This window comes from Nonomuraea lactucae (genome assembly GCF_003313395.1).
GTDB lineage: Bacteria > Actinomycetota > Actinomycetes > Streptosporangiales > Streptosporangiaceae > Nonomuraea > Nonomuraea lactucae.
In genome coordinates this window covers 1-647 of sequence record NZ_QNFZ01000349.1, presented here as the reverse complement: position 1 = coordinate 647, position 647 = coordinate 1, and the positions used below count along the sequence as shown (strand labels likewise).

The window sequence follows — 647 nt, the reverse complement described above, 5'->3', positions numbered from 1 at the left end:
GGCAGACCGTCTACGGCTACTTCGCCCGCTGGCAAGAAGACGACATCTTCACCCAGCTCAACGGCATGTTGCGCCGCTTAGTCCGCACCGCCGACGGCCGTAACTCCGACCCCAGCGCCGGCGTCATCGACGCCCAGAGCGTCAAGACCTCCGCCAATGTCCCCGCCATCAGCCAGGGCTACGACGCCGGCAAGAAGATCGCCGGCCGCAAACGCAGCATCGTCACCGACACCCTCGGCCTCCTGGTCGCGGTGCTGGTCACCGCCGCAAGCCTCTCCGACAGCGCCGCCGGCCAACCCCTGCTCACCGAAGTCGCCGCCACCCAGCCCACCCTCACCAAGATCTGGGCCGACAGCGCCTACCGCACCAAGGTCATCGATTGCGGCGCCGCCCTCGGCATCGACGTCGAAGTCGTCCGCCGCGGCTCCGCCACCAAGGGATTCATCCCCCTGCCGCACCGCTGGGTGGCCGAGCGCACCCTCGGCTGGCTCATGTTCCACCGCCGCCTGGTACGCGACTACGAGGCCCGGCCCGCCCGCTCCGAAGCCATGATCCACCTCGCGATGATCGACCTCATGACCCGCCGCCTCACCGGCGAATCCACCCCAACCTGGCGAAACGCCTGACACGTGAACCAGACGGAACTC

The 647-nt window shown here is 68.5% G+C and carries 1 protein-coding gene; it reads left to right on the top strand.

Features of this window, described 5'->3' with window-relative positions:
- Positions 1–626, top strand: a 626-nt coding sequence (locus tag DQW85_RS21880; protein ID WP_113702121.1) for an IS5 family transposase, incomplete at its 5' end; no start/stop codon positions are given.
- Between the last annotated feature and the right edge of the window lie 21 nt (positions 627–647).